We start from the raw sequence: 21,271 nt of genomic DNA on the forward strand, positions 1-21,271 counted from the left end.
TCCGACTCGACGGATCGAAGCGTCATTGAATACGCGCGATTTGCTTCGCCACCGCGGCCGGGCTGTCGAAATTGTGATCGGGCAGACGGTCGACCAGATCGACGATGTCGGTATTCGCCTGATTTTTGCGCGCCTGCGCGGCCAGCTTTTCGCGTGTGGTCGGGTAATTCACACCACTGATTGCTTTTTCGACGTCAGCGGGATTCGGCTGACCGGGGTGGCGGTGATCCTGGGAATGGGCGGGGTGCTGTGACATGGTTCCTCCTTGAATGAGTACATCACGACTGCGCGCCTACCGGTACCTCCCGCATATCTCGTGCCTCGGCGCGCGGGCTCGAGTTGCGTTTTCCAGCGGCGCACGTCGTGCGAATGAAAAAGAACCCCGCGATGAGGAACGCGGCTTGCGTGCAGCCGGCAAAATAGCGCCGCTGACACAGGACCTTTCAAGGAGAAGGCCATCATGAGCACGATGCTCGCATATCGCATTCACCGCTTCGGCGGTCCCGAAGTGTTCAAGGCCGAGAAGATCGAGATCCCCGAGCCTGGCGCCGGCCAGGTGCTGGTGCGCGTGCGCGCGGCCAGCGCCAATCCGGTGGACCTGAAGACGCGCTCGGGCCAGTACCCGTTGATTCGTGAAGAGAAGCTGCCCTATACGCTCGGGCGCGATTTTTCCGGAGTGGTCGAACGGGTCGGCGAGGGCGTCGGGCAATGGCGCGCGGGCGAGCAGGTGTATGGCTTCGTTGGCCAGGGACAGGGTGCGTACGCGGAATTCGTCGTCGTGTCCGCGAGCGCGTTAGCGCATGCGCCGGAAAAACTGGATGTGGGGTCCGCGGGCGCCGTGCCGCTCGCCGCGTTGACCGCATGGCAGGGGCTGTTCGATCACGGCTGCCTCGAAGCCGGCGGCCGCGTGCTGATCCATGCGGGCGCGGGCGGCGTTGGACATTTCGCCGTGCAGTTCGCCAAGCAGAAGGGCGCGCAAGTGTACGCTACGGCGTCCGGCGACGGCATCGAGTTCGTGCGCTCGCTCGGTGCGGATCGCGTGATCGACTATCACGCGCAGCGCTTCGAAGACGTCGCGCGCGACATCGACCTCGTGTTCGATCTGATCGGCGGCGATACGCAGCGCCGCTCGTGGTCGGCCGTCGCGACCGGTGGCGCGCTGGTCTCGACGCTCAACGAGCCGTCGCAGTCCGAGGCGTCGAGCCATGGCGCACGGGCCACGCGTTATACCGCGCGACCCGACGGCCGGCAATTGACGGAGATCGCGTCGTTACTCGACAAGGGCAGCGTGCGTGTCGTGGTCGCCGAACGGTTTGCGTTCGATGCGACGGCCAAGGCGCTGGAACGGCTCGCGAAAGGCCACGTGCGCGGCAAGATCGTGGTGGAGGTGGCGTCGTAGTACGGAGAGCGCGCTGTCTGCTAGTTCGGATTCGCGTCGTCGCTCGCGCTGCGCAGCGGCGCGCGGCTCTGATCGTTATTCAGATGCACGAACTTTCTCAACAGTCTCAATAGCTCTCGCGCATCCTCGTCTCCCATCCCATCGAGCAGGCCGTGATTGAGCGCGTTGACGCCGGGGATCAATTCATCGAGCAACTGCTCTCCAGCCGGCGTCAGCAATAGACGACGCTGGCGGCGCGGCAGAACTTCGCGCACGATCCAGCCTTTCGCTTCGAGCCGTACCGCGATATCGGCGGTGGTCGACGTGTCGAGGCCGACTCGCTGCGCGAGCGTGACCTGATCGAGTCCGGGCAATTCCTGCAGCATTCTGAGCACCGCATACTGAACGGGCGTCACCTCGCGTCCGATCAGATCATGAAACATGGACACCGAAATCTGATGCGCGCGTCGGATCAAATGGCCGGGCTGGTCGTACAGATCGATGCTGATCGCGGAAGTGCTGGTATCGGTTGAAGTGACCATATTAGTTCTGAAGACCTCGCGCCTTTTCGTTGCGAATGGAAATGGCGAACCGGCGTTCGTGTTACCTGATTGAAAGTTCGTCTAGGGGAAAACCTTCATTTAATCATTAAAGACGCATTGAGTACACTGAATCTCAATGAGTAGGCTGAATGCAATCCATGAATAATCCAGGGAGTGAGACTGACATGTTTCCCAAGAATGCGTGGTACGTCGCATGTATGCCCGATGAAGTCGCGGATAAACCGCTCGGCCGGCAGATCTGCGGCGAGCCGATGGTTTTCTATCGCAACGCGGAAGGTGCCGTGGTGGCGCTCGAAGACTTCTGTCCGCATCGCGGCGCGCCGCTGTCGCTCGGTTTCGTGCGCGATGGCACGCTCGTGTGCGGCTATCACGGCCTCGAAATGGGCTGTCAGGGCAAGGCGACCGGCATGCCGGGGCAACGCGTCAACGGCTTTCCATCGATTCGAAGCTATCCAGCGATCGAGCGCTATGGCTTCGTCTGGGTGTGGCCCGGCGATGCGGCGCAGGCCGATGCCGCCAAGCTGCATCATCTGGAGTGGGCCGAGAGTGCCGAATGGGCGTACGGCGGCGGTCTTTATCACATCCGCTGCGATTACCGGCTAATGATCGACAACCTGATGGATCTGACGCACGAGACCTATGTGCACGCGAACAGCATCGGGCAAAAGGAAATCGACGAAGCCGCGCCCAAAACCGTGGCCGAAGGCGATACCGTGCGCACGAGCCGTTTCATGGAAAACGTCGCGGCGCCGCCGTTCTGGAAGATGGCGTTGCGCGGCAACGGTCTCGCCGACGACGTGCCCGTCGACCGTTGGCAGATCTGCCACTTCACGCCGCCGAGTCACGTGCTGATCGAGGTGGGCGTCGCGCATGCCGGGCAGGGTGGCTATCACGCGCCGGCCGACCAGAAAGCGTCGTCGATCGTGGTGGATTTCATCACGCCGGAAACGGAAACGTCGATCTGGTATTTCTGGGGCATGGCGCGCAATTTCCGTCCCGACGATGCGGCGCTGACCGTGAGCATCCGCGAAGGGCAGGGCAAGATCTTCAGTGAAGATCTGGAGATGCTCGAACGTCAGCAGCAGAACCTGTTGCGCTGGCCCGAGCGCAATCTGCTGAAGCTCAATATCGATGCGGGCGGCGTGATGTCGCGTCGCGTGATCGATCGGCTCGTCGCGCAGGAACGCGCGGAGACGGGCGCGCCGCAGGCTGAAGTGACGCGCGTCATTCCCGTGCGGACGGCGACATGAATCATCCCGTGCTGAATGTGGTGGTGGCGCGCCGGCGCGACGAAGCGCTCGGTATCGCGAGCTTCGAACTCGAGAGCGAAAACGCTCAGGCGTTGCCGGCCTTCGACGCCGGCTCGCACGTCGATCTGCATTTGCCAAACGGGCTCGTGCGTCAGTACTCGTTGTGCAACGATCCGCGCGAAACGCATCGCTATCTGATCGCGGTGCTGCGCGACGAAGGGGGACGCGGCGGATCGAAAGTGGTGCACGATCTGGTCCGCGAAGGCGATCGCCTGCAGATCAGCGCGCCGCGCAATCATTTCGCGCTCGCCGACGATGCGGCTCATCATCTGCTGCTCGCGGGCGGGATCGGCGTCACGCCGATTCTTTGCATGGCCGAGCGGCTTGCCGCCACGGGCGCTTCGTTCGACATGCACTACTGCACGCGCTCGAAGGAACGCACGGCGTTCGTCGAGCGTCTCGCACAAGCTGGCTTCGCGAAGTCGGTCCAGCTTCATCACGATGACCATCCGGGCGGCTCGACGTTCGATATCGAGCAGACGCTCAGCGATGCGCCGGCCGGCACCCACCTGTATGTCTGCGGACCGCGCGGCTTCATGGACTTCGTGCTCGAGACCGCGCGTGCGAAGGGCTGGCCGGAACACAGGCTGCACTACGAGTTCTTCGGCGCGGCCGCGAATCAGGCGGCGACGGGCGGCAGCTTCCAGGTGCGCATCGCGAGCAGCGGCGCGACGATCGACGTGCCGCCCGAATGCACGGTCGTGCAGGCGCTGGCCGCGCATGGCGTCGAAGTGATCACGTCGTGCGAGCAGGGCGTGTGCGGTACCTGTTTGACGCGGGTGCTGTCCGGCGAGCCGGATCATCTGGATTCGTATCTGACCGACGAGGAACGCGCGGCAAACGATCAGTTCCTGCCGTGCTGCTCGCGCGCGAAATCGCCGCTGCTGGTGCTCGATCTGTGATTTTCCGCGGTACGACGGGCCTGTTGCCCGTCGTACCGCTTATTTATTGCGCTTTTCCCTCGGAATCCGACGAACTTACCGTGCGCACACTCAACGCCGGATCGTGCGCAATCGCTTCTTCGGAGAACGGAATAATCGCCCAGCGTTGGGCCGCGTAATCGCGCGTCCCGTCGGCATAGTGCGGCGACGCCGGGTCATCCGATTCTGACGGTGCGAGCAGCGTGCGCGCGATCACCTGAGCGCCGGCGAACGACACTATCTGCAGATAGGTGTCGCCCATTGGCTTGACGTTCATCGAATAGCCGCTCGCATCGAAGGGATGCGCGGCACACGCCGAGGTGAAATAGCCGCCCGCGTCGCAACCCCCGAATAGCGCAATGCGCTCGTCGTTGCGTTGCACGTAGAGCGCCACGCTGCGCGGTGCATCGATCGCGATGCCGGCGCGTTGCAGTGCCGCGAGCGCGTCATGCAGCGCGGCGGCGAGCTGCGGCGGATCGGCGGCGATGCCCGCGGGTGTGGTCAACGGCTTCGCGGGATCGAACGGTACCGCGTATAGCTGCGCGGGCCGTATCGTCAGCAGACGTCGCCACAGTTCGTCCCACAAGGTTGCCCCCACTGCGTCGGCCGCGGCCGTATCGTCCCATGCGGCGAGTACCTTGCACGCCGCGCGCTGCGGGTCGGCGTTCGGGCCGGCCGGCAGGGCCGCGAGTGCGTCGCTGCCGCACAGACGGTCGAGCACGGGTTGCTTGAACAGCAACGCCGACATCGAGCGGCTGTCGAGCGCAGCGTGACCGAGTGTATCGGCGCAAACGCCATGCGGATCGCTCTGCAATTGCGCCGCGATCGTATGGCCCAGTCGCGTGCGCAGCGTCTGCGGCGTCGCGGTCGCACCGATGATCTTCGCGTAGCCGGTCATCGGTTCGGCCGGGTTGCTGAGCCAGTAACTGTCGTTGAAATTGCCGACATAGTCGCGCCGAAGCAGCGACGGCATCTGCGCGACCGGCAACGCATGATGCTGTACCGCGCCGGGCTCGTCGCGCCAGTCGCAGTCGCTGCGCGAACCGTCGAGGACCGGCACGCCGGGCATGATCCGCGCCAGTGCCCGGCCGACCGGCGGCGTGCAACGCTGCGTGAGTTCGTCGGGCACGTCAGGGGTCGCGCCGATACCCGCGTACCAGACGCGCGGATCGTCACGGCCGATCGCGAGCGTGTTGACCCACGGCATCGCCGCGTTCTTCTTCTGAATGGCGATGAAAACGTCGAGCGAGGCCGCCTGATTCCATGCGCGGAAGTTTTCGAACACGCGGAAGTTGTCGGTATTGATATCGCGCAGCGCGAACGCCTGCTGCGCATTCCACGCGAGCGCGGGCGACATCGTGCCGAGATTGACCAGCGGTCCGAAGCGCGAACGATACAGCGTGCGCGACACGGTATGCAGCGAACCGTTGGCGGCGCGTACCTCGACGTTCACGCGCGTCGGCATCATCGCTTCGCTGTTGCCGTCGACCTGATACCGGGTTGGCGCGCCAGGCTGGATGCCCCGTTTGGGCGTGCTCTGATTTCTTTCGAACTGTCAGTTAGCTATTAATGTCATGTGGCTAGAAAGCAGTGCTCCCGCATTCCGGTCATCAGTAGTTTACGAACGTTGAATCTTGAGCGAGAAGCTATACCGCGTGTCGTCGATCGTCGTGCATTTTTGATCAATGAATGTCTTCAGGAGCAAGGCCTTGCGATCGGTTCCCGCCAGGGTGTTCATCGTAACGACGAGTGTAATTATCGCGCTCGGCGCGGTCCACTATCGTTCCGCGGTCAGGCAAATGACAGGAGCCACACTTCACGATCAGAAATCAGATGACGGGAAATACATCGCCCGGTATGCATATCTGCCTCGCGACCGGATCGCCTTGAGGCTGTACCGGGCAATTACGGCGGAATTGCTCGCCGCGAGAGTTTATCGATATCCAGAGCGAATCCGGCTGTTTTGGACAGAGGACTCTCTGATATACGACACATCGGCGGAAGGCGACGACGGAGAAATTGAGCTACCGCCGTCATGGTGGGACCGTGCCACGGCAAAACTGCCTTGAAGAATGTTCTCAGTCCACGAGTGCAAGAAGCCTTGCCGAAAGCGCTGGGCGTCGTCAATGGCATGACACGGTTTTCAAGGCTGGGCGACCGGACGTGCGAGCGGAGCGAGCCGCGCGATACCCGCTGGGCGGCGGGCTTCAGGCGCAACTTTTGGTGCTGAGATAGCGATTATTTCCACCGTGAGATGGCTAGTCGTCAAGCTTTCGCTGACCACGCTTCCTGCTCCGCCGGAAAACCAGCACAGCTGCGGCGAACCCTAGCGCGATTGCAGCCGACGATATGAGGAAGGCCAGGTCGGATTGTTGATATGCCGTCTTGACCCCATACATACGAACCGCCCATTTCCATATCGGGTTCGAAAAGTTCAAGGGCGTATCCGGATGCCAAATCCACCGGACTGCATTAGCAGAGATTGCGAGCACGAAAGCTATGCCGACAGCTAGACAGAGCAGGATTGTTTTCATGCCACCGTCACTACGCCGTACGCTTTAAGTTCAGACCCGGGTACTGATACTTTCGGTGTATCGGTGAGTATCGAGCGGATACGCTGCCAATCACTTTGCTGGTAAAAAATTTCCGCGCCAACAGCGACTATTTCCACCGTGAGATGGTTAGTCGTCAAGCTTTCGCTGACCACGCTTCCTGCTCCGCCGGAAAACCAGCACAGCTGCGGCGAACCCTAGCACGATTGCGGCCGACGACATGAGGAAGGCCAAGTCGGATTCTTGATATGCCGTCTTGACCCCATACATACGAACCGCCAATTTCCATATCGGGTTCGAAAAGTTCAAGGGCGCTTCGGGATTCATCATCCACCACAGCGCATTGGCAAAGATTGCGAGCAGTAAGCCGAAACCGACCGCGAGGCAGATTAGGAGCTTTCTCATCTCACCATCACTTCACCGTACGCTTTAAGTTCCGAACCGGGAACTGAAACTTTCGGCGTATCGGTTAGTATTGAACGGATACGACGCCAGTCCGCGAGTTGATCGATAGTTATGCAGCCCTCGCTTTTCCCCAATCTTCCCTTTGGGTGCAATCGGAATCGGCCGCGAATGATTCCGTCGCATAAGAGTTTGTCGTCGTCAATATCGCCGTCGATAGCGTGGAGCGCGAACCATTCGCTCTTGTTATTGCCATTCAGGTTAAGCTGATCTTTCCATGGCCCAAGAATGCCTCCGGACCTTCGGTCAAAAATATAATACCTGCCGACGGGAATGGCGCCATACTTCGGCGTGCACATTCCAGCCGCCCTATTGATATAACCTTCCTGCCCAGAGTATGCGGGAAACGCTAGCGCGCCAATTCGAAATTCACTCATCGGTTTATTATTCAGTTTGAATGAGCATTGAAGCATCAGTCCTCCATATCGGCTGACAAGTGTGAAATAAGAAATAGCTCAGTTATGCCGAACGGCCATTTTAAAGGCGATTTATATTGAGAAAGCCAATATTAAAAAATTTTCCGCACCGACAATTCCTGCCTACGCAGCAGCTCGTCTGCGCGTTCGCATAACCGAGCGAATGCACCCTTCTGCTGACCTATACGAGTCAGCGCCAACCTCACGCCCGCACTCTCGGCAGACGCGGTCTGATTTTTGCTGATGTGCTCGGACGTCGCCTCGTTCGCAGGCGACGGCGCGTGTCGAAAGGTCATCACTGTCAGCGGGGTTCTCAGTGGCAGCAGCGGAAGCATCCAGAACGTCAGGCCGGCGCGTCACGCGCGGCAGCGTCACGTTGTTACCGGCGCTGACTATCGGTTTCGCCATCTCCGCACACGCGAACACGGTGGCGCCGCTGAACTACTTCCTGCATGCGGCTGGCCCGGCGGCTCGTCCGACGCTGTACCTCGGCTGGGTTTTCACCGCGATCGTGACGCTGGTCACGCTGATCGTCGCTGGCCTGTTGATCGGCGCGATGGTCCGCAAGCGTCCCGCGGCGCAACCGGATGCGCTGAGCGCCGAGCCCGGCGGCATCCGCTGGGTGTTCATCGGCACCGCGGTGTCGTCGGTCGTGCTGTTGGCGATGCTGGTCTATGCATTGATCACGCTCGAATCGGTGGCGTCGCCCGCGTCGGATCCGCAATTGACGATCACCGTGACCGCTTACGACTGGTGGTGGAAAGCCGATTACCGCGACGATCCGAACCCCGCCCGCAACTTCAGCACGGCGAACGAGATTCATATTCCGGTCGGTGAGCCGGTGAAGATTCAGCTCAAAAGCGCGGACGTCGTGCACGCATTCTGGGTGCCGCAACTCGCAGGCAAGACGCAGACGATTCCAGGCCAAACCAACGAGCAGTGGCTGCAGGCGGACCGTCCCGGTATTTATCGTGGGCAGTGCTCGCAGTTCTGCGGCGCGCAGCACGCGCATATGGCGTTCGAAGTGATCGCGCAGGACGCCGCGGCGTTCAACGCGTGGCGCGACGCGCAGGGACGCGCGGCCACCGTGCCCACGGGCGACGCGGCCGTCGCGGCCGGCCAGCATCTGTTCGAGGAGCGCTGCGCGGGTTGCCATACGATTCGCGGCACCAAGGCGACTGGCGTGCAGGCGCCCGATCTGACCCATCTCGATTCGCGTCGCACGATCGCGGCAGGCGCGCTCAGCAACACGCCCGACCATCTACTCGACTGGATCGAGCACGCCCAGCGGATCAAACCCGATGCATTGATGCCCAGTATCGCGCTGACCACCAGCGAGGCCGCCGCGTTGTCGGCGTATCTCGCGACGCTGCATTGAAGCGCATCGCACTCGAGGAGCCCGTTCAATGTCCGATCATCCCGCTTCCGCTTCGCTACCAGCGCTGACCCGCACGCCGCGGCGCGGCCGTGTCGAGCCCGGCAGCGAGCAGGAAAAGCGGCTGCGCGAAATCTGGGAGTCGCGGCCCGGCTGGCGCGGCTGGTTCTCGACGGTCGATCACAAGACCATCGGCTTGCGCTACCTGGTGACCGCGTTCATCTTTCTGCTGATGGGCGGCGTCGAAGCGCTGATCATGCGCGTTCAACTGGCGCGCCCCAACGCAACGGTGCTGACGCCCGAACAGTACAACCAGCTGTTCACGATGCACGGACTGACGATGATCTTTCTATACGCGCTGCCCGTTCTGTCCGGCTTCTCGAACTATCTATGGCCGCTCGTGCTCGGCGCGCGCGACATGGCCTTTCCGCGCCTGAACGCGCTGTCGTATTGGGTGTTCCTGTTCGCCGGCATCTTCCTGTATGCGAGTTTTCCGACGGGACAGGCCCCCGACGCCGGCTGGTTCAACTACGTGCCGCTGTCCGACCTCGAGTACAGCAACGGCCCGAATATCGACGTGTACGCGCTAGGCATGGTGCTGCTCGGCATTTCGACGACGGTCGGCGCGATGAACTTCGTCGTCACGCTACTGAGGATGCGCGCGCCGGGCATGTCGCTCGATCGCGTGCCGGTGCTCGTGTGGGGCACGCTGACCGCGTCGGCCGGCAATCTGTTGGCGGTGCCGTCGGTGAGCCTCGCGTTTCTGATGCTGTGGATGGACCGCCGCATCGGCACGCATTTCTTCGACGTGCTCAATAGCGGGCGGCCGCTGCTCTGGCAGCACCTGTTCTGGATTTTCGCGCACCCGTGGGTCTACGTGGTCGTGTTGCCGGCCATGGGCATCGTGTCGGATGCGTTGCCGGTCTTTTGCCGCCGGCCGCTGGTCGGTTATGGGCCGGTCGCGTTGGCGACGGTCGCGACGATGGTGGTCGGCTTTGCCGTGTGGATTCACCATATGTTCGCGACCGGTATCCCCGCGCTCGCGCTGTCGTTCTTCGGCTCGGCCAGCATGGTCATCGCGGTGCCGAGCGCGGTCGCGACGTTCGCCTGGGTCGCGACGATCTGGACCGGTCGCCCCGTGTATCGCGTGCCGTTCCTGTTTTTCGCGGGCTTCGTGCTGCTGTTCGTGATCGGCGGCGTCTCCGGCGTGATGACGGCCGCGGTGCCGTTCGACTGGCAACTCACCGACACGTACTTCGTCGTCGCGCATCTGCACTACGTGCTGCTTGGCATCAACGTATTTCCGGTGATCGGCGGCATCTACTTCTGGTTTCCAAAATTCACCGGCAGGATGACGAACGAGCGTCTCGGCAAGCTCGCGTTCTGGGTGCTCTTCATCGGCTTCAACGTCGCGTTCTTTCCGATGCATATCGCGGGACTGCTCGGCATGCCGCGCCGCATGTACACGTATCCCGCCGACATGGGCTGGAACACGGTGAATCTCGTCACGTCGCTCGGTTCGTTCCTGTTTGCGGCTGGCGTGCTGCTGTTTCTGATCGATATCGCGGTGAGCCTGAGGCGCGGAAAGGTCGCCGGCAACAATCCGTGGGACGCGCCGACGCTCGAATGGTCGATCAGCTCGCCGCCGCCGCCGTACAACTTCGCGGTGGTGCCGACGCTCGCGAGCCGGCATCCGTTGTGGGAAGGCCGGATCGAAGAGCCGGGCGACGCGGTTCAAACACGCTCGCAACTCGACGAAGGCTATCTGCTCGCGCAAGGTCGCGAAGCGTTGGGCACGACCGCGCTCGAGGCGAGTCCCGACGTGATCCTGAAGATGCCCGAAGATTCGTACGCGCCGTTCTGGCTCGCGGTCTTTGCCGCGCTACTGTTCGCGGGGCTCGCGTTGACCGCCTGGGTGTTCGTGGGGGCGATGCTGGCCGGCTGCGCGGTCTCGATCATCACGTGGCTGTGGCCCGAGCGCGCGCTGATCCAGCGCGAGCCGGTCGCGGTCGAGGATGCGGGAGGCTGACATGAGCGATGCACTGGATCTCAATCGCTCGTCGAGCGAACCGGACGAGACCGCGCGTGCGTTGCCGGTTGGCAGCGCGGGCGAGCGATCGAGCGGCTGGTGGGGCTGCTTCACGCTGATCACGACCGAAGGCGCGCTGTTCGGCTATCTGATCTTCTCGTATCTGTATCTGGCCTCGCAAAGCCAGCAGCATTGGCCGCCGGAAGGATTGCCGAAGCTCGGGCTCGGCAGCGCGAATACGGTCATTCTGCTATCGAGCAGCGTGTTCGTCTGGTTCTGCGAGCGCTGCGTGCGTCGGCGGCGATTGCGGCTCGGTGTCGCGTCGATGGCGGTGGGCATCGTGCTGGGCTGCATCTTCCTGGGCATTCAGTTGCGCGAATGGCACAACCACCCCTATGGGCTGACCTCGCATCTCTATGGTTCGCTGTACTTCACGATTACCGGCTTTCACATGGCGCACGTACTGGTCGGGATCGTCGTGCTGACGCTGCTGGCGATCTGGACCGCGCTCGGCTATTTCGACGACAAACGCTGCGCGGCGCTGTCGGTCGGTGGGCTGTATTGGCACTTCGTCGATGCCGTCTGGCTGTTCATTTTCAGCACGCTGTATCTGACGCCGTATCTGTTCCGGGAGTGGTCATGACGACAGCGCCCAGAGACTCGCACATCTCGATGCCCTACGTGCTGATCGGTCTGCTCGCGGCGCCGTTCGCGTGGCTGTTGCAGATGATGCTCGCGGAAGCGCTCGCGGCGCAGGCCTGCTATCCGTACAACCATCCGCTCGGCGCGCCGCTCGTGTCGTGGATGCGTCCGGCGCTCGTCGCGCTCGGCACCGTGTGTCTGATCGCGGGCGCGTTCGGCACGTGGGTCGCGTGGCGCAATTTGCGCCGCGTCGCGCCACTGAAGTTCGGTGCGCTGAACGGCGAGCGCCGCACGCGTGCCGAACTCGACTGGTTTCTGACGCGCGTCGCGGTGATGTGCAGCACGCTGTTTCTGTTCGCATTGATCGCAACGGATGCCGCGGTCGCGATCGTATCGCCATGCAGGTGGTGGTGATGAAGCGCGACGTTCTCAACGCGCTCAGGTTCGCCATCGCGGCCGCATGCCCGCTGACGATAGCAGCGACCGCAAACGCCGCCAGCGCCTCCACCGACGCCGCGCAGGTCGCGCGCGGCGCATATCTCGCCAAAGCCGCCGATTGCGCCGGTTGCCACACCGCCGCGCCGCGCGTGCCGCATCCGGGGGCGGCGCCTGAAGCAACGCCGCCGTTTGCCGGCGGCCTCGGCATGGGTTCGCCGTTCGGCACGATCTATACGGCGAACATCACGCCGGACCCGCAATACGGCATCGGCCGCTATAGCTATGACGACTTCGCACGCGCGTTGCGCGAGGGCATCGCGCCTGGGGGCAAGCGGCTTTATCCGGCGATGCCGTACCCGTCGTTCGCGAAGATCACCGATGACGACATGCATGCTCTCTACGCATACTTCATGCACGGCGTGCAACCGGTCGCGGCGCCCGCCCCGCAAACGCGCTTGCCGTTTCCATTCAATCAGCGCTGGGTATTGATGTTCTGGGACTGGGCATTCGCGCCGAAAGGCCAGTTCAAAGCCGATGCGAAACGCGATGCGCAATGGAATCGCGGCGCGTACCTGGTGCAATCGCTCGGCCATTGCGGCGCCTGCCACACGCCGCGCGGACCGGCGTACGAAGAGCGCGGCTATGACGAGTCGGCATCGGCCTATCTGACGGGAGGCACCAACGATCACTGGTTCGCGCCGAACCTGAGCGCCGACCCGGGCTCGGGGCTCGGCCGCAGTTCCGCGACCGACATCGTCGAGTTCCTTCGAAACGGCCACGGCGGCGGACTCATCCCGTTCGGCAGCATGGTTCAGGTCGTCGAAGACAGCACGCAGTACCTGAACGACGACGATCTCGCGGCGATCGCCGCGTATCTGAAGAGCCTGCCGCCGCGCGCGCCAAGCGGCTATTTCAACGCCCGCTCCGCCGCCGCGCAGCAAACCGTACGGGCGCTGAAAACCGGGGATGTGGAAAGACCCGGCGCGGGCATTTACGCATCGTATTGCGCGCGCTGTCATCAGATGGATGGGGCGGGGGTGCCGAACAAGTATCCGCGCCTCGCGGGCAACCCCGCGGTGTTGTCGGCGTCGAGCGCGTCATTGGTGCGCCTGCTGGTCGAAGGCGGGGGCAGTCCGCATACCGAGTCGGGACCGGAGCCGCGCAAGATGCCGTCTTTCGCCGGCAAGCTGACGGACACCGAAATGGCCCGCGTGCTCACGTTTGTTCGGACCACATGGGGAAATATGGCCGGACCGGTCACGCGAAACGATGTGTCGAGCGTGCGCGGCGCATTGCGCAAGTAAATGCCAACGCGCCTCGTCATGCGGTGTTCTCGTTGCCGTCGCAGTGGCCATTGTCGGCGCTGAACAGCGTCTTCAGCTTCGCATTGACCGCGATCAACTCCCGTACTGGCGCCGCCGCGAGTTGCTGATCGAAGAGCGTGAGAACCTGACCGAGTAGCGCGTAGGCGTCGTGATCGACCACGCAGAGGCCCGTTTCGAGTCCTGCCTGCCGGCAGCGCAGAATCGCGCCCTCCGCGTCGCGAAACAGCTCGGGTACGGCCGAACCATAGCCGCGCTGATTCAGCAGCATCGCCATGTAAATGGCCTGCGCCATGCTGCCGACGTGATATTGATTGGCGACGCCGCTGCGTAATGCCTCGAGCGTCATGTGATAGTCGAGCGAAATTTCGCCTGCTTTGGCAGGTACGATCGGGCGCAGCATAGCCTTCGGGTGCGTGCGCGGCGACTTCGCGGGTGCAGCGCGAGTAGGGCTCGCTTTTCTGGTCATAAGCTCACTGAGGCGGCCGGCTCGCGCCGGCCGCTACACCATCACGGAACCTGACAACGTCCATAACGGAAAACGGCTGCGCCGCGCGCGACGCGGCGCCGTTCCCGTTAGCCCATATGCAGACCGCCGTTCAGCGAGAAATCCGCCCCGGTCGCAAAGCCCGCTTGATCCGACGCGATCCACGCGACGATCGACGCAATCTCTTCCGGCGTGCCGAGACGCCGTACCGGAATTGTCGCGACGATTTTTTCCAGTACTTCCGGACGGATGGCCTTGACCATGTCGGTGCCGATGTAGCCCGGCGACACGGTGTTGACCGTCACGCCCTTGGTCGCCACTTCCTGTGCGAGTGACATCGTAAAGCCATGAATGCCGGCCTTTGCGGTCGAATAATTGGTCTGGCCGAACTGGCCTTTCTGGCCGTTGACCGACGAGATGTTGATGATGCGCCCAAAGCCTCGGCCGACCATGCCCTCGATGACCTGTTTGGTCACGTTGAACAGGCTCGTGAGATTGGTGTCGATCACCGCTTCCCAGTCTTCGAACGTCATCTTGCGGAACATGCCGTCGCGCGTGATGCCCGCGTTGTTGACGAGCACGTCGACTTCACCAACTTCTTTCCTGACCTTCTCGAACGCTTTCGCGGTGGACTCCCAATCCGCGACGTTGCCTTCCGATGCGACGAAGTTATAGCCGAGCGCTTTCTGATCTTCCAGCCATCGGGCTTTGCGCGCCGAGTTCGGGCCGCAGCCCGCGATGACGGTGTAGTTCTCTTTGTGCAAGCGCTGGCAAATGGCGGTTCCGATACCGCCCATGCCGCCGGTTACGTATGCAACACGGTTTGCCATAAGTCCTCCTTCTTGTTTGGGTGAGTTGAGCAAGTTTGATTGGAGGATGGACCTATTATTGGCAGCGGCCAATGGCTGGGACGATGGGCATTTTCACCTACGGGTTAACTGCCAAATCAGGGGTGGAATCGTTGCTTGACGGGGCAATGAATTACGTCGATTGCGGGTTGCATGCTTTGCGAACTCCGGGGGCGCTCGAGACTGCCGGCCGCCCTCCCGTCCTTGCCTGCGCGCCGTCTTCCTCTTACCCTTAGCCTTAAGTACCTGCCCCGGACACCGTGCGGCAGGCTGCCTGCACGGTCGTCGATGCGGGGCGCGAAGCCGTCCCTCGCTCCCGCTCTATTCGTGTGATCATCAGAGGCGCATCAGGATGGCTGACTATCTTGCTGACATCGATCCCGACAGGTTGAACTTCCTTGGGATCTTCGGGCTGTTGATTGGCGGCCTCGCGCTGTTTCTTCTCGGTCTGGAGTTCTTGACCGGCGGCCTGAAGGCGATCGCGGGATCGAAACTGCAGTCGCTGATCGGCGTGCTGACCGCAAGCCGGTTTCGCGGCGTGGTGGCGGGCGCCGTCGTGACCGCGCTGCTGAATTCGTCGACCATCACGACGGTGCTGATGGTCGGTTTCGTGTCCGCCGGCCTGATGACGTTGACCCAGGCGGTGCCGATGATCATGGGCGCGAACATCGGCTCGACCATCACCGCGCAGATCATCGCCTTCGACGTTTCGCGTCTGACGCCGTACATGCTGTCGATCGGCTTCGTGCTGCACGCGTTTGCCCCGCGCGAGCTGCTGCGGCAGATCGGACGCGTCGTAATGGGGCTAGGACTGCTGTTCATGGGCATCCAGCTGATGGGCGAGTCCACGCATCCGCTGCGCACCTATCAGCCGTTCATCGACGCGATGCAGGACATGCGCAATCCGCTCGTCGGCGTCATCGTGGGGGCGGTCTTCACCGCGGTTGTGCAAAGCTCGGCGGCGACGCTCGCGGTCGTGATTGCGTTGAGCGGCCAGGGCTTGATGCCGCTCGAAGCCGCCATCACGCTGATTCTCGGCGCGAATGTCGGCACCTGCGGCACGGCACTGCTCGCCTCGATCGGCAAGCCACCGGAAGCGTTGCAGGTCGGCGTCGTGCATCTGATCTTCAATGTGCTCGGCGTCGTGATTGCGCTCTTCCTGATTCCGCAGATGGCGGAGGTCGTGCGCTGGATATCGCCGTCGCATCCGGAACTGCAAGGGCTTGCGCGCCTCGCTGCCGAAGCGCCGCGTCAGGTAGCCAATGTGCATACGCTGTTCAGCGTGGCGAACACGCTGCTGCTGATCTGGTTTGCCGGTCCGATCGCGCGGCTCGCGCAACTGGTCGTGCCGAAGCGCGCGAAGGCCGCCAAACCCGCGGGTGATCCGCAGTATCTCGACGAGACGTCGCTGGCGGTGCCGGCGCTTGCACTGCAACGCGTGCGTATCGAGCTGACCCGGCTCGGCGCGCAGGTGCTCGACGTTGTGCAACGCGGCTCGCAAATGGTGTCGACCGGCACGATGGAAGAGATCAATCAGATGCTCGATCAGGACAAGGAAAGCGACCGGCTGGCCTTCGAGATTCTTCAATATATCGGCCGCCTGTCGCAGCGGCAGCACTCGGAGGAAGAAGGTCAGCAGGTGGTCGGCTATACGCAGGTCACGAGTCATCTGGAGAGCATCAGCGGCATTGTCGGCATGACGCTGATGACGGTCGGACAACAACGAATGACGCAGCAGATCGATCTGCTGCGTCTGCGCGATGCGGCGACCACGCAGTTTTCCGAGGCGGTGATCCGCAATCTCGAGCAGGCGATCCGCACGATTGCGACGAGCGATCCGGAAGAGGTCGCGAAGGTCGTCGACGCGAAGGCCGGCATCGACAAGCTCGCCGCGACCGCGCGTCAGGTCGTGCTCGCGAAGCTTCAACTGGCGGACAAGGCGGACGTGGTCACGTTCCGGATCGCCATGGATCTGATCGAGCAGGGCCGGCAGATCGCGCAGTTCGCGCGGGCCATTGCGAAAAATGTGGCAGCGCTTCAAGAGCTGCAATAACGCGCGACGCATGATTGGAGATCGATATATTCGCGCAAAGTGATCGCCAGCACACGGACGTTGGGGTTGCACGAGCTCTAAACTTGTGGCGTGTCATCCTCGTGACACGCTTTCAAAGAGAGTGGGATTGCCCGCCTTTGCTGTGCGGGCTTTTTTCGCCTCGCGCGTGTTGTGGTATCAGTAGTCAAGGCGCGGCGGTGAAGTCGATCGTGCGACGACCCACGGTAGCTCGCACAATAAGCAACGCCTGAAGCGATTTAACACACGCCGCATCCATAATTTGATAGCCTTTGTCGCAGCAGAGCATTGAACTCAAGGAGGGCTTCACCATGATAAGGTGGCTTGCTAACTGGGCTTCACAACATGCTCCTACTCCCGAGAAACAGGCCGAACGCGCGCTGAACAACTTGCGCATGGAACTGTTTCAGGCCGAACAGCTCGTGCTCGACGCACAGCTGCGTGCCGATTACTATCGGGCTCGCCTGACCTTCCTCGAAGAAGTCACGAGAAAGGGAATCGAACAGGTATCGGACGAACGCAAGGCTCCTCTGGAGCCTCCCCAGCCGTTGCGGCCGGGACTCAAGCTCACCGCGGCGCAATAGCCGCGTCTATTCCATCGCAATGTGTTCCGTCACCCGCGTTTCGATACGTGGGCTGATGGCAATCGTGCTGTCGCGGGCAGTGCGCGCTCTCGATAGTCGATTGTGCGAGCATTGATTGCCGAGCGGAGAAGTGTCCGGTTGCCCGGTTTCGTGCTTCGACCGGGCAACCTGGACTGAGGGTTTGATTTTTACTGCGTGATTTTTACTGCGTGATTTTTACTGCGCGACTTCCACTGCGCCTCGCTTACTGCGAAACGCCTGCTTCGTCCTGCTTAACTTGCCAGATCGGGCGGCAGCTTGCCGCCGTTTGCCGCGAGCGCCTGCATCACCTGCTTGTGCAGCCAGATGTTCATGCTCGCGGAGTCGTTCATGTCCCCGCTGTACTTCAATTCCTGCGCAAGTTGCTTGCGGTGTTCGAGACTGCTGTCGACGCCGAGTGCCTTCATCGTGTCGACAATCGACGTACGCCAGTTCAACGTCTGTCCGCTTTCGCTGACGAGTTGATCCATCACGGCGGCCACGTCGACGTCGGTCAGCGGCGCGGGCGCGGCGGGAGCGCTGGGCGTCGCGGCTTGCGCGGCGGCCGGGTCGGGGGTGGGTTCCGTCGCGGGGGGAGGTTGGTCCGGCTTCGCTTTGCCGAACAGCTTGTGCACGATGTCACCAAAAATACTCATTTCCGAAATCTCCGCGGTTGAATGACGAATGCGAGTGGGGGCGCTCGCAGGACATACCCCCACTATGCTACGCGATCTACCACAGTGAAAAACGTAATATTTTGTCAACCCGTCGACTGCTCGTATTGGTTCGCGCGCAATGATCCTGGCACGACTTAGCCCGCGTCACGTCAACATGACGCTGTGCGTGGTTGATGGAACGAGCAAAACATCATTGCGTCACGAGCCGCTGAACCAGTTGTAGCCCTGGTTCTCCCAATAGCCGCCCGGATACTGGTTCGTGATTTCGATAGCGACGACATGCTTGGGATTCTTGAAGCCGAGCTTGGTCGGCACACGCAGCCTCATCGGGAAACCATACTTCGGCGGCAGCACGTCACCGTCGTAAGTCAGCGTGAGCAGCGTCTGCGGGTGGAGCGCGGTCGGCATGTCGATGCTCGTCCAGTAGTTGTAGTCCGCGCAATGAAGCGACACGTACTTTGCACTCGTGTCCGCGCCCGCGCGGCGCAGGAATTCGGAAAAGCGCACGCCGCCCCAGCGACCGATCGCGCTCCATCCTTCGACACAGATAAGACGCGTGATCTGGCTTTCCTGCGGCAGCGCGCGCAGTTCGTCGAGCGTCCACGTACGCTTGCCGTGCGCGAGGCCGCTGACCTGCAGACGGTAGGTCGCGGCATCGATCTCGGGCACCTCGTCGACGCCATAGAACGCATTGAACGGAAACGGCCGTGTGATCATCGATGCCGGATACGTGGGTGCCAGCTTGTTCGGATCGAACAGCAGTGCCTGCACGTCGTCGTTGAAGAACGAGATGCGGCGCAGCGCGGTATTCACCGCCTTGTCGTCGGTCAGATCGCAACCGGATAGCAGCGCGATGCCGCCTAACGTCAGCAGCCGCCGGCCGAACAGCCGGCGCGCAGGCGATTTGAGTTCGCGCTGAGCATCGCGAATGATCGATTCGCCATGCGTCGCGAGGAAGGTGCCTTGTTGCGCGGTTCGTTTTCGGATCGTCATGATTTACCGTCCGCGTAGCATCAACAGCAGCGAGCGGGGCACGAGCGCAACCATCGCGAGGTGAATGACGAAAAACGCCACCAGGACGCTCATACACATGAAGTGCACCACGCGCGCGTTGTCATATCCGCCCATCAGCGTGCGCAGCAGTGGGAACTGCACCGACTTCCAAATGGCGAGCCCCGACAACACGATCAGCAGGATGTCGGCGATCACGACGAGATAGGCGAGCTTTTGCACCGAGTTGTAGTGCGCGAGGTCGTCGTGTTTCAGGCGCCCGCTCAGCGCAGCGAGCAGATCGACGACCAACTGTTTCGGCCGGACAGGCAGCAGCTTGCGTCGAAAGCGTCCGGTCGCCAGATTCAGCGCCAGATAGACGATGAAATTGGCGACCAGCAGCCACACCACTGCGAAATGCCATTGCAGCGCGCCGGCGAGCCAGCCGCCAAGCGTGATCGAAGGTGGAAACTCAATTGCGGGAAAGATCGGCGACGCGTCGTAGATCTGCCAGCCGCTCATTACCATCAGCACGACCGCGACGGCATTGATCCAGTGCGTAATTCGCACCCATCCGGGTTGAACCATGTTGTGCCTCAAGACCACTCCATGCTCGTTGACAATCATTCCGGTGCCGCGGAAGCCGTCAACGGGATGCCGTCGGCGCCGGTATGGGGCCGCAGGCAGGATCGGGCGACGAGGTACGCTGCGAGCGTCTGACTGGCATTGCGCCCGAAGCGGTATCGCGATCGATCGACGGTTATTCCGTCGTGTCTGAAATCTTTTCGTTCTTGCTATCGACTTTCAATGACGATGCACATCGCGCAGGAAGGCCGTCCCGCCGCATGGGAAACGCAGCATACGACATTCCAGACTACGGACGGACGCTGGCTCGAAGGTTGCAGCGCGGAAGGGGTGTCGCAGCACCCTGAGCCGGGTAGCGCACAACGGTAATTCAGTACCAGCCGGTCTCGCGAGGGCGGCTCATCCCGAAGCGGAATGGCCATAGCACGGTCATGCCGCTTTTTTTTGTGCTCTTTTTGCGCGGGGCAAATCCGCTACCAGCGCGGCGCATCCATGTTGATCGGAAAAGCGGGGCGTCTCACTGCCGTTCTATGCGAGTTCATTCCCGCTTCATCTGTTCTGTTTATCGGGGTGTGCACCGGCAGGCGTTCGGAAAGCCCGCTTCGAAGGGCCGTGGCTCTGGCTTGAACGCTTGTCCAGCGGGGCTTTGCGCGAATCGGACGGGCTTCGCCGATGCTATGCGGAACGCTGAGAATGCGGATACTCGCATCGACCCAATGGTTAACCCGCGCTTTGGCCCGCGAAGGACGAAACGTACCTTCATGCCAGTTATTTGAGTAAGCCGTGTAGGAGCCCATGCTCGCGGTGCGCGGCGCGCCCGCGCAGCGTATCGGCAAGGTGCTTGGCCGGGTGTGCGGCGCGCACTTCGCGGGCAATGAAGTGTTCGTCTCGAACGAACCGCCGCTGCCGACGCGCAAGCCGATCGGCGTGCTGTTCTCGCAAGGCTATGGCTCGATGACGATCGCGCTGTGGGTCACGTATTTCATGGGCCTGCTCGTGATCTATCTGCTGACCGGCTGGCTGCCGACGCTGATGAAGGATGCGGGTCTGTCGGTCACGACCGCGGCCAACGTCACGGCGATGTTCCAGATCGGCGGCACGATCGGCGCGATCCTCGTCGGCTGGCTCATGGACAAGGCACGTCCGGCGCCGGTCATCAGCGCTGCGTATATCGGCGGCGCACTGTGCGTGCTCGGGCTCGGCCACATCGGCGCGCTGTCTTCGTCGCTCGCATTGCTGGTGTTTGCCGCGGGCTTCTGCATGAGCGGCGCGCAAACCGGTCTGAACGCATTTGCACCCGGCCGCTACCCGACCGTTGCGCGTGCGACTGGTGTGAGCTGGATGCTCGGCATGGGCCGCTTCGGCAGCATCTTCGGCTCGGCGATAGGCGGCGCGCTGCTCGGCTTCGGCTGGCAGTTCGGCGCGATCCTGGCGATGCTCGCGATCCCCGCCACACTCGCCGCTATCGCCATCCTGGTGAGCCAGCGTGTGGCCGGCGCCGAAACGGTGGCGCAGCCGAATATCGCGCATTGAGGCGTGAGGCAACGCGGCGCGCGTGCGTTTCGCGGGCGCCGCTGGATAAATTCATCTACTGAGGAATCACG

Annotated in this window: 21 protein-coding genes and 1 pseudogene; 12 read left to right on the plus strand and 10 right to left on the minus strand. The window is 62.2% G+C overall.

Annotated elements, in window-relative coordinates; translation table 11 throughout:
• Positions 1-22: 22 nt before the first annotated feature.
• Positions 23-256, minus strand: a complete 234-nt coding sequence (locus OKW38_RS34040) for a DUF2795 domain-containing protein (protein WP_090809131.1) — start codon at positions 254-256, stop codon at positions 23-25.
• A gap of 204 nt (positions 257-460) precedes the next feature.
• Here OKW38_RS34040 and OKW38_RS34045 point away from each other — a divergent pair, with 204 nt between their 5' ends.
• Positions 461-1,399 (plus strand): NADP-dependent oxidoreductase, encoded by a 939-nt coding sequence (locus OKW38_RS34045; protein ID WP_429365081.1) that lies wholly within the window; start codon positions 461-463, stop codon positions 1,397-1,399.
• A 20-nt stretch (positions 1,400-1,419) separates the two neighbouring features.
• Here OKW38_RS34045 and OKW38_RS34050 read toward each other — a convergent pair whose 3' ends face one another.
• Positions 1,420-1,920, minus strand: a complete 501-nt coding sequence (locus tag OKW38_RS34050) for a MarR family winged helix-turn-helix transcriptional regulator (protein ID WP_090809135.1) — start codon at positions 1,918-1,920, stop codon at positions 1,420-1,422.
• 185 nt (positions 1,921-2,105) lie between these two features.
• Here OKW38_RS34050 and OKW38_RS34055 point away from each other — a divergent pair, with 185 nt between their 5' ends.
• Both OKW38_RS34055 and OKW38_RS34060 read left to right on the plus strand, forming a co-directional pair.
• Entirely contained in the window at positions 2,106-3,191 is a 1,086-nt protein-coding gene (locus OKW38_RS34055; RefSeq protein WP_429365082.1) for a Rieske 2Fe-2S domain-containing protein, read from the plus strand.
• Entirely contained in the window at positions 3,188-4,153 is a 966-nt protein-coding gene (locus tag OKW38_RS34060) for a PDR/VanB family oxidoreductase (protein ID WP_429365083.1), read from the plus strand. The genes OKW38_RS34055 and OKW38_RS34060 overlap by 4 nt, the downstream gene beginning before the upstream one ends.
• A gap of 43 nt (positions 4,154-4,196) precedes the next feature.
• Here the strand turns inward: OKW38_RS34060 and OKW38_RS34065 are convergent, their stop codons facing one another.
• The 3 genes from OKW38_RS34065 to OKW38_RS34075 form a co-directional block, all read right to left on the minus strand.
• Positions 4,197-5,690: a penicillin acylase family protein gene (locus OKW38_RS34065; protein ID WP_429365561.1), complete on the minus strand. Its 1,494-nt coding sequence runs from the start codon at positions 5,688-5,690 to the stop codon at positions 4,197-4,199.
• A 1,162-nt stretch (positions 5,691-6,852) separates the two neighbouring features.
• Positions 6,853-7,128 (minus strand): hypothetical protein, encoded by a 276-nt coding sequence (locus OKW38_RS34070; protein ID WP_429365084.1) that lies wholly within the window; start codon positions 7,126-7,128, stop codon positions 6,853-6,855.
• Positions 7,125-7,598: a DUF2778 domain-containing protein gene (locus OKW38_RS34075; RefSeq protein WP_429365085.1), complete on the minus strand. Its 474-nt coding sequence runs from the start codon at positions 7,596-7,598 to the stop codon at positions 7,125-7,127. Before OKW38_RS34075 ends, OKW38_RS34070 begins: the two co-directional genes overlap by 4 nt.
• A gap of 319 nt (positions 7,599-7,917) precedes the next feature.
• Here OKW38_RS34075 and coxB point away from each other — a divergent pair, with 319 nt between their 5' ends.
• From coxB to OKW38_RS34100, 5 genes are read left to right on the plus strand one after another with little or no spacing between them, the layout of a single operon-like run.
• Entirely contained in the window at positions 7,918-8,979 is a 1,062-nt protein-coding gene (gene coxB, locus OKW38_RS34080) for a cytochrome c oxidase subunit II (protein ID WP_429365086.1), read from the plus strand.
• Between the two features lie 28 nt (positions 8,980-9,007).
• The gene (gene ctaD / locus OKW38_RS34085; protein WP_429365087.1) at positions 9,008-11,005 is read left to right on the plus strand and encodes a cytochrome c oxidase subunit I; all 1,998 of its coding nucleotides are present in this window, start codon (positions 9,008-9,010) and stop codon (positions 11,003-11,005) included.
• A gap of 1 nt (position 11,006) precedes the next feature.
• Entirely contained in the window at positions 11,007-11,648 is a 642-nt protein-coding gene (locus OKW38_RS34090) for a cytochrome c oxidase subunit 3 (protein ID WP_429334303.1), read from the plus strand.
• Positions 11,645-12,061, plus strand: coding sequence for a hypothetical protein (locus tag OKW38_RS34095; RefSeq protein ID WP_090810418.1), 417 nt, complete (start codon positions 11,645-11,647; stop codon positions 12,059-12,061). The genes OKW38_RS34090 and OKW38_RS34095 overlap by 4 nt, the downstream gene beginning before the upstream one ends.
• Entirely contained in the window at positions 12,061-13,389 is a 1,329-nt protein-coding gene (locus tag OKW38_RS34100; RefSeq protein ID WP_429334301.1) for a c-type cytochrome, read from the plus strand. The genes OKW38_RS34095 and OKW38_RS34100 overlap by 1 nt, the downstream gene beginning before the upstream one ends.
• Before the next feature lie 16 nt (positions 13,390-13,405).
• On the opposite strand, the gene OKW38_RS34105 is transcribed toward OKW38_RS34100, so the two are convergent.
• Entirely contained in the window at positions 13,406-13,810 is a 405-nt protein-coding gene (locus OKW38_RS34105; protein ID WP_429365088.1) for a Fis family transcriptional regulator, read from the minus strand.
• A 173-nt stretch (positions 13,811-13,983) separates the two neighbouring features.
• On the minus strand, positions 13,984-14,724 hold the full coding sequence (locus OKW38_RS34110; protein ID WP_090809155.1) for a 3-ketoacyl-ACP reductase: 741 nt from the start codon (positions 14,722-14,724) through the stop codon (positions 13,984-13,986).
• Positions 14,725-15,094: 370 nt separating this feature from the next.
• Here OKW38_RS34110 and OKW38_RS34115 point away from each other — a divergent pair, with 370 nt between their 5' ends.
• The gene (locus tag OKW38_RS34115; RefSeq protein ID WP_429334300.1) at positions 15,095-16,795 is read left to right on the plus strand and encodes a Na/Pi cotransporter family protein; all 1,701 of its coding nucleotides are present in this window, start codon (positions 15,095-15,097) and stop codon (positions 16,793-16,795) included.
• A 329-nt stretch (positions 16,796-17,124) separates the two neighbouring features.
• A complete protein-coding gene (locus tag OKW38_RS34120; RefSeq protein ID WP_013091148.1) occupies positions 17,125-17,397 on the plus strand; it encodes a hypothetical protein in 273 nt (90 codons plus the stop codon).
• A gap of 272 nt (positions 17,398-17,669) precedes the next feature.
• Here OKW38_RS34120 and OKW38_RS34125 read toward each other — a convergent pair whose 3' ends face one another.
• The 3 genes from OKW38_RS34125 to OKW38_RS34135 all read right to left on the minus strand — a co-directional run bounded on the left by OKW38_RS34125 (position 17,670) and on the right by OKW38_RS34135 (position 19,670).
• Positions 17,670-18,071 (minus strand): DUF3597 domain-containing protein, encoded by a 402-nt coding sequence (locus OKW38_RS34125; RefSeq protein ID WP_090809158.1) that lies wholly within the window; start codon positions 18,069-18,071, stop codon positions 17,670-17,672.
• A gap of 219 nt (positions 18,072-18,290) precedes the next feature.
• Entirely contained in the window at positions 18,291-19,085 is a 795-nt protein-coding gene (locus tag OKW38_RS34130; protein WP_090809160.1) for a molybdopterin-dependent oxidoreductase, read from the minus strand.
• A gap of 3 nt (positions 19,086-19,088) precedes the next feature.
• The gene (locus tag OKW38_RS34135; protein WP_429365089.1) at positions 19,089-19,670 is read right to left on the minus strand and encodes a cytochrome b/b6 domain-containing protein; all 582 of its coding nucleotides are present in this window, start codon (positions 19,668-19,670) and stop codon (positions 19,089-19,091) included.
• A 219-nt stretch (positions 19,671-19,889) separates the two neighbouring features.
• Between OKW38_RS34135 and OKW38_RS34140 the strand changes: the two genes are divergently transcribed.
• Positions 19,890-20,036, plus strand: coding sequence for a hypothetical protein (locus OKW38_RS34140; RefSeq protein WP_429365090.1), 147 nt, complete (start codon positions 19,890-19,892; stop codon positions 20,034-20,036).
• Between the two features lie 426 nt (positions 20,037-20,462).
• Positions 20,463-21,200, plus strand: a pseudogene (locus OKW38_RS34145) (MFS transporter); the annotation flags it as partial.
• Between the last annotated feature and the right edge of the window lie 71 nt (positions 21,201-21,271).

It is taken from the genome of Paraburkholderia sp. MM5496-R1, from assembly GCF_050436205.1.
GTDB lineage: Bacteria > Pseudomonadota > Gammaproteobacteria > Burkholderiales > Burkholderiaceae > Paraburkholderia > Paraburkholderia tuberum.